This window comes from Nocardioides sp., from assembly GCF_035547795.1.
Taxonomy (GTDB): domain Bacteria; phylum Actinomycetota; class Actinomycetes; order Propionibacteriales; family Nocardioidaceae; genus Nocardioides.
In genome coordinates this window covers 1-6,362 of the sequence record NZ_DASZUF010000047.1, presented here as the reverse complement: position 1 = coordinate 6,362, position 6,362 = coordinate 1, and the positions used below count along the sequence as shown (strand labels likewise).

At 72.2% G+C, this 6,362-nt stretch carries 7 protein-coding genes; 1 reads left to right on the top strand and 6 read right to left on the bottom strand.

Features of this window, described 5'->3' with window-relative positions:
* Positions 1-236 precede the first annotated feature (236 nt).
* The 6 genes from VHA72_RS03830 to VHA72_RS03805 are packed head-to-tail and all read right to left on the bottom strand — an operon-like array spanning position 237 to position 5,533.
* Positions 237-1,025 carry an HAD-IIA family hydrolase gene (locus tag VHA72_RS03830; RefSeq protein ID WP_325573119.1) on the bottom strand — a complete coding sequence of 263 codons (789 nt, stop codon included), beginning with the start codon at positions 1,023-1,025 and terminating at the stop codon, positions 237-239.
* 26 nt (positions 1,026-1,051) lie between these two features.
* Complete coding sequence (locus VHA72_RS03825; RefSeq protein WP_325573118.1) at positions 1,052-2,272, bottom strand: histidine kinase dimerization/phospho-acceptor domain-containing protein; 1,221 nt, start codon at positions 2,270-2,272, stop codon at positions 1,052-1,054.
* Positions 2,265-2,972 carry a response regulator transcription factor gene (locus tag VHA72_RS03820; protein ID WP_325573117.1) on the bottom strand — a complete coding sequence of 236 codons (708 nt, stop codon included), beginning with the start codon at positions 2,970-2,972 and terminating at the stop codon, positions 2,265-2,267. The genes VHA72_RS03825 and VHA72_RS03820 overlap by 8 nt, the downstream gene beginning before the upstream one ends.
* Before the next feature lie 46 nt (positions 2,973-3,018).
* Positions 3,019-3,915, bottom strand: coding sequence for a non-homologous end-joining DNA ligase (gene ligD, locus VHA72_RS03815; protein WP_325573116.1), 897 nt, complete (start codon positions 3,913-3,915; stop codon positions 3,019-3,021).
* Complete coding sequence (locus VHA72_RS03810) at positions 3,912-4,622, bottom strand: L,D-transpeptidase family protein (protein WP_325573115.1); 711 nt, start codon at positions 4,620-4,622, stop codon at positions 3,912-3,914. The genes ligD and VHA72_RS03810 overlap by 4 nt, the downstream gene beginning before the upstream one ends.
* Complete coding sequence (locus VHA72_RS03805; protein WP_325573114.1) at positions 4,619-5,533, bottom strand: ATP-dependent DNA ligase; 915 nt, start codon at positions 5,531-5,533, stop codon at positions 4,619-4,621. The genes VHA72_RS03810 and VHA72_RS03805 overlap by 4 nt, the downstream gene beginning before the upstream one ends.
* Positions 5,534-5,571: 38 nt before the next feature.
* Between VHA72_RS03805 and ku the strand changes: the two genes are divergently transcribed.
* On the top strand, positions 5,572-6,362 hold a 791-nt coding region (gene ku, locus VHA72_RS03800), incomplete at its 3' end, for a non-homologous end joining protein Ku (RefSeq protein WP_325573113.1).

The following is a 6,362-nucleotide window of genomic DNA, read 5'->3' as shown; positions in this document are numbered from 1 at the left end:
CACCCCCCGCGGCTGCGCCCCGCCGCGGGCAGGTGGGTCCCCCGCTCCTGTCCCTGGTGTTCGTGCGGCCCGGCACCCGGAAGGGACAGGACTCGGCGCGTCCGAGTGCCGGTGCTTGCTCGTGCAAACGGCGCAGACCGTAGGCACAACATCGGACGGAAATCCAACCGTCGTACAGGTAATTCGGTGGTAAAGATCACGCTCTCACGTGGATCTCGCGGAAATTGAGAGCAGCCTCACATCGATGAAGGCTCAACCAGATCGACCAGGTCCTTGACCGACTCGACCACCTGGGTGGGCCGATAGGGGAAGGTCTCCACCTGCTCGGGGCGGGTCGATCCGGTGAGCACGAGGAAGGTCCGCAGACCCGCCTCCAGCCCGCTGATCACGTCGGTGTCCATCCGGTCGCCGACCATCGCGGTGGTCTCCGAGTGCGCCTCGATCCGGTTCAGCGCCGAGCGCATCATCAGCGGGTTGGGCTTCCCGATGAAGTAGGGCCGGCGGCCGGTAGCGGTGGAGATCAGCGCCGCCACCGAGCCGGTCGCGGGCAGGGTGCCGTGCTGGCTCGGGCCGCTGGGGTCGGGATTGGTGGCGATGAACCGGGCACCGCCCTCGATCAGCCTGATCGCTCGGGTGATCGCCTCGAAGGAGTAGGTGCGGGTCTCCCCCAGCACCACGTAGTCGGGGTTGCGGTCGGTCATCACGTAGCCGACATCGTGCAGCGCCGTGGTCAGACCGGCCTCGCCGACGACGTACGCCGAGCCGCCGGGCCGCTGGTCGGCCAGGAACTTCGCGGTCGCCAGGGCGGAGGTCCAGATCGCGCCCTCCGGCACGTCGATGCCACTGCCGAGCAGCCGGGCACGCAGGTCGCGCGGGGTGAAGATCGAGTTGTTGGTCAGCACCAGGAATCGGCGGCCGGTGGCCTTGAGCGCCTCGATGAACTCGGTCGCGCCCGGCAACGGCACCTCCTCGTGCACGAGGACGCCGTCCATGTCCGTCAGCCAGGTCTCGATCGGGCGCGTCATGGTCCCATCCTGTCCTACGCCGGCCGCTACCGCTGCGGAAGCCTGACCTCGACGCCGGGGTGGACGCCCTCGCCCGCCAGCCGGCCACCCAGCGCGAGCACCACGGCGCAGGCCCGCTCCACCGGCGTCTTCCCCTTGCGGTGTCGCCGCACCGAGGCCCGCTCCGCGTGCACCGAGATCCGCAGTGCTCCATCGGAGCCCGCCTCCAGCGCCAGCTCCACCTCTCCCCGGGAGCGGTGCAAGACGTCGACCAGCAGGTACTCCATGATCTGCTCCACCGGCCCGGGCGTGTACGCCGTCTCGACCGCGCCGGCCGTCGTGACCGACAGCGCGCGGTCACGGGTGGCGAGCTCTCCGACCCAGCGCCGCGAGATCTGGGCCGCCAGGTCGCGCAGCGGCGTGGCCGCGCGGGTCACCAGGGAGCCCTGGCGGGCCAACGCGACCAGCTCGCCGGTGACGGCGTCGAGCTGGTCGACCCTGGCCACGCAGCGGTCCAGTGCGGTGACGGTCTCGGCCGGCAGGTCGTCACCCAGCACCAGCTCCTCCAGCTCCAGGCGCAGGCCGGTCAGCGGCGTACGCATCACGTGCGAGGCGCGCTCGGCGAAGACCCGCTCCCGGGAGAGCTGGTCCTCCAGCTGGCGGGCGCTCTGCTGCAGCGCCGTGGCGATCTCGCGCGCCTCGGGGATCCGGGTGCGGGGCAGGTCCAGCCGGAAGCGGCCTCGCCCCAGCCCCGCCGCTGCGACGGCGAGCTGGCGGAACGGCGCAGCGAGCAGGCCCGCCAGCAGCGCGCCGGCGAGGCCCGCGACGAGCGCCGCCAGGCCGCCGATCAGCACCAGCGCCGACAGCGGCCGGTAGGCGATCCGGTGCAACAACGAGCCCTTCTCGCTGAGCACGACGTAGCCGCCTCCGGCCACCGGTGCGACCGCCCACAGGTTGTCGCTGTCGGCCACCGCCGCGTCGCTGCCGGCGAAGCCGGTCCCGTGCACCACCGTGTCGGGGCCGGCCTGGGGATGGAGCCGCACGGCCACGCCGGAGCCGGTGTAGCGGCGCAGGAACGGCGCGTCGATCGGCCGACCCAGCCGCTGGCGGGCGTCGATCGTGTCGGCGAGCATCCGCACCTCCCGGCGCAGCGCGGCGTCGCCCTGCTCCCGCGCGGTGCGCTCGACGGTCCAGGAGCGGGCGGCGTAGGCGGCCGAGCCGAGCCCGAGGATGAGGACGACGAAGGCGAGGGTGAGCCGGCTACGCATCCCGGTTGCCGGCCTCGAGGCGGAAGCCGACACCGCGTACCGCCACCACCTTGTCGGTGACCCCGGCCGCGTCCAGCTTGTTGCGCAGTCGGCCGATGGTGACGTCGAGGGTCTTGGTGGAGCCGTACCAGTTGGCGTCCCACACCTCGCTCATCAGCCGGTCGCGGGAGACCACCCGGTCGCGCTGCGCGGCCAGCACCGTGAGCACGTCGAACTCCTTGCCGGTCAGGCTCACCTGGTTCTCGCCGACGTAGACCCGGTGGGCGGCGATGTCGATGCGCAGCGCGCCCTCCTGCAGCGGCGGCGCCATGGTGGCGGTACGGCGCAGCAGCGCCCGCACCCGCGCCAGCAGCTCGGCGAGCCCGAACGGCTTGGCCAGGTAGTCGTCCGCGCCGTAGTCGAGGCCGACGACGCGGTCCAGCTCCCCGGCCCGGGCGGTGACGATCATGATGGCGCCGGTGTAGCCGGCCGTGCGGGCCCGGCGACAGACGTCCAGTCCGTCGATGTCGGGCAGCCCGAGGTCGAGGATCACCACGTCCACCGGGCTCACCCGGCGCGAGGCCACCGCCGGGTCGAGGTGGTCGAGGGCGTCGAGACCGGAGTCGACCCGGGTGACGTCGTACCCCTCGCGTTCGAGGGTGCGGACGAGCGGGAGGGCGATGTCCTCCTCGTCCTCGACGACCAGCACCCGGTGAGCCACGGAGGGAAGGATAAGCACAGATCGCGCTCAGGTGGCCCGCAACGGATCAAGAGCCGAAGAGCTCGCCGTGCTCGGCCACCCGCTCGAGCACCTCCTCGAACCCGAGCTGCGCCAGCGCCAGCGGGTCCTCGGCGCCGGCCTCGACCTCGGCCCAGGTCACCGGGGCCGCCACGGTGGGTCGCTCCCGACCGCGCAGCGAGTAGGGACACACGGTGGTCTTGGAGCCGGCATTCTGGGACCAGTCGAAGAAGACCTTCCCGGTACGACGGGCCTTGGCCATGGTGGCCGTGACCAGCCGCGGATGCTCCCGCTGCAACTGCTCGGCCACGTCCTTGGCCAGCGCGCTCGCCTCGTCGCTGGGCGCCGCCTCGGGCAGGCGGGCGTAGAGGTGCAGGCCCTTGCTGCCGCTGAGCACCGGGGTGCTGACCAGGCCGAGCTGGCCGAGCCGCTCCCGGGCCAGCAGGGCGACCTGGGCGCACTCGTGCAGCCCGGCCGGGTCGCCGGGGTCCAGGTCGATCACGATCCGGTCGGCGCCGATCGGGTCGCCGCCGGCACCGACGCGCCACTGGTGCACGTGTAGCTCCAGCGCGGCCAGGTTGACCAGATAGGTGAGCGTGGCGACGTCCTCGACGATCGGGAACGTCAGCGTGCCCTCCTGCTTGGACGCGGTGCGCGAGCCGGTGGTCGGCACCGTCACGGTGCGCACCCACGACGGGATCCCGGCCGGGACGTTCTTCTCGAAGAAGCTCGCCTCCGCCACGCCATGCGGCCAGCGGATCCGGGTGACGGCCCGGTCGCGCAGGTGCGGCAGCAGCACCGGCGCGACGGTGGCGTAGTAGTGCAGCACCTCACCCTTGGTGGTGCCGGTGCGCGGGTAGAGCACCTTGTCCAGGTTGCTCAGCTTGAGGGTGTGACCCTCGACCTCGACCCTGACCTCGGTCATCGGCCCCGGCCGATCGCGATCAGGGGCACGTCGGCCGGGTCGAGCCGGCGCATCAGGGCGCGCAGGAACGCCCGCGGCGCGCTGACGCAGCCGGCCGTCGCGCCCCGACCGTTGACATGCAGGAAGATCCCGGCGCCGCGGTGCCGGACCTGCTCGCGGTTGTAGTCGAGCACGATCGCGTACTCGTACTGGCGCGGATAGTCGGCCAGCCGCTCCGAGCCGTTCTCGGCGCTGGTCGGCAGCCACCAGCGAAACCCGCCCTGGGACCGGTTGCGGTAGCGGTTGTAGTACGGCGAGGCGTTGTCCTCCACCCAGTAGTCGCCCGGCCCGATCCGCCGGTAGGGCAGGTGCCAGCTCGCCGAGGCGTGATGGGTGCCGAAGGCGGAGATCAGTCCGTAGGTGCCCAGCGGCGTGGTGCCGGTGCCCTGGTGGCGGCGGGCGCCGGCCACCAGGCCGCCGTACCCGGTGCGGCCGTCGGCCGTCGTCAGCCGGCGCTTCCAGACGCCGTGGCGCAGCACCCAGAACGACACCCGCGCGCTGGTGCCGTGGGTGTGCCGGACCGTGACGACCTGGGTGGTACCCGGGCGCAGGTGGACGAGCACCCCGCCCAGCCGCACCGTGTCCGCAGCGGCCGAGTGTGCCGCGGTCGGCACGGCCACCACCGCCGCCAGCAGCAGCGTCGAGAGCAGAGTGCGCAGCGCTCTCATCTCAGCAGGTCCTCCGGGCTCAGGTCGGTGCGGAGACCGACGTACGTCGGCTGTCGCAGTCGTTCGTACCCGATCCCGTGGGTCTCGATGTCGACCACCACGCCGGGCGTCGTCCAGAACGTGCCGGTCAGGTCCTCGCGCGGGACCTCGTCCGCGAACGGGCTGGCTGCGGCCGGAGTCAGGGCCGAGCGCAGCCGCAGGCTCTCCTTGCCGCCGATGCCGCTGCCGACCCGACCGCGGTAGCGCAGTCCCTGCGGCGTGAGCTCGCCGACGAGCAGCGCGGCCAGCCGGTCGCGGGTGCCCTCCTGCGGCCGCCAGCCCCCGACCACGTAGGAGGCGCGGAAGCGGTGCGGGAACTTCAGCCAGGCGCGACTGCGCACCCCCGGCTGGTAGCGCGAGTCGCGGCGCTTGCTCACGATCCCCTCCAGACCCTGGGCGAGGGTCGCCTGGTGCAGCAGCCGGCCGTCGTCGTAGGTGGCCGGCACCTGCCAGCCACCCAGCTCCAGCCCCTCCAGGATCGCGCGCCGCTGCGTCCAGGTGCGGCCGGTGAGGTCCTCGCCGTCGAGGCGGAGCACGTCGAAGACCATGTACGTCGCCGGGCGCGCGGCCGCGAACCTGGCCGCCTTGCGCGGGTCGCGGGTGTGCATCCGCTCACCGAGCACTCGGAAGTCGGGCCTGCCGGCGTCGTTGAGCGCGATCACCTCGCCGTCGACCACCAGGTCCCGGGGCAGGCCCGGCCCGGGGGCGAGCTCCGGCCAGGCGAGGGTCGCGTCGTTCTCGTTGCGCGTAGTCAGCCGGAAGGCGTCGCCGTACCGCTGCGCGATCAGCCGGATGCCATCCCACTTCACCTCGTGGACCCAGTCGTCGCCGGTCGGCACGTGGGTACCGGTGGTGGCGAGCATCGGGCGCATGGTGGCAATCATGCCCAGGCCCGGGGAGGATGTGACACGTGAGAGCGATCTGGAAGGGCGCGGTCTCCTTCGGCCTGGTGAGCGTGCCGGTCAAGCTGTACGCCGCCACCGAGTCCCACGACGTGTCGTTCCGGCAGGTGCACGTCAAGGATGGCGGCCGGATCCGCTACCAGCGGATCTGCTCCATCGACGGCGAGGAGGTGCCCTACGCCGAGATCGCGAAGGGCTACGAGACCGAGGACGGCGAGATGGTCGTCCTCACCGACGACGACATGGCCGAGCTGCCCTCGACCTCCTCGCGCGAGATCGCGGTGGAGAAGTTCGTGCCGAGCGACCAGATCGACCCGATGCTGTTCGAGAAGTCCTACTACCTCGAGCCGGAGTCGACCGGGGCGAAGCCCTATGCGCTGCTGCGCCAGGCGCTGCTCGAGGCGGACCGGGTGGCGGTGGTGACGGTCGCGCTGCGGCAGCGCACCACCGTTGCCGTACTGCGGGTGCGGCCGACCGATGCCGGCGACGTGATCGTGCTGCAGACCATGATGTGGCCCGACGAGGTCCGCACCCCGGACTTCAACGTGGAGGCCGGCGAGGTCAAACCGGCCGAGGTCAAGATGGCCAAGATGCTGGTCGAGACACTGGCCGGGGACTTCGACCCGGCCGAGTTCGAGGACGACTACGCCGAGGCGGTCGAGGCGCTGGTCAAGACCAAGATCGAGGGCGGCGAGGTCACTCGCACCGAGACCTCCACCCCGACCTCCGGCGAGGTGGTCGACCTGCTGGCCGCCCTGCAGCGGTCGGTCGCCGCCGCGAAGGAGGCCCGGGGCGAGGA

Excerpts from the sequence above, each read along its gene's own strand:
- VHA72_RS03830 (WP_325573119.1), bottom strand. The coding sequence starts at position 1,025 with ATGACGCGCCCGATCGAGACCTGGCTGACGGACATGGACGGCGTCCTC.
- VHA72_RS03825 (WP_325573118.1), bottom strand. The coding sequence starts at position 2,272 with ATGCGTAGCCGGCTCACCCTCGCCTTCGTCGTCCTCATCCTCGGGCTC.
- ligD (WP_325573116.1), bottom strand. The coding sequence starts at position 3,915 with ATGACCGAGGTCAGGGTCGAGGTCGAGGGTCACACCCTCAAGCTGAGC.
- VHA72_RS03810 (WP_325573115.1), bottom strand. The coding sequence starts at position 4,622 with ATGAGAGCGCTGCGCACTCTGCTCTCGACGCTGCTGCTGGCGGCGGTG.
- VHA72_RS03805 (WP_325573114.1), bottom strand. The coding sequence starts at position 5,533 with ATGCGCCCGATGCTCGCCACCACCGGTACCCACGTGCCGACCGGCGAC.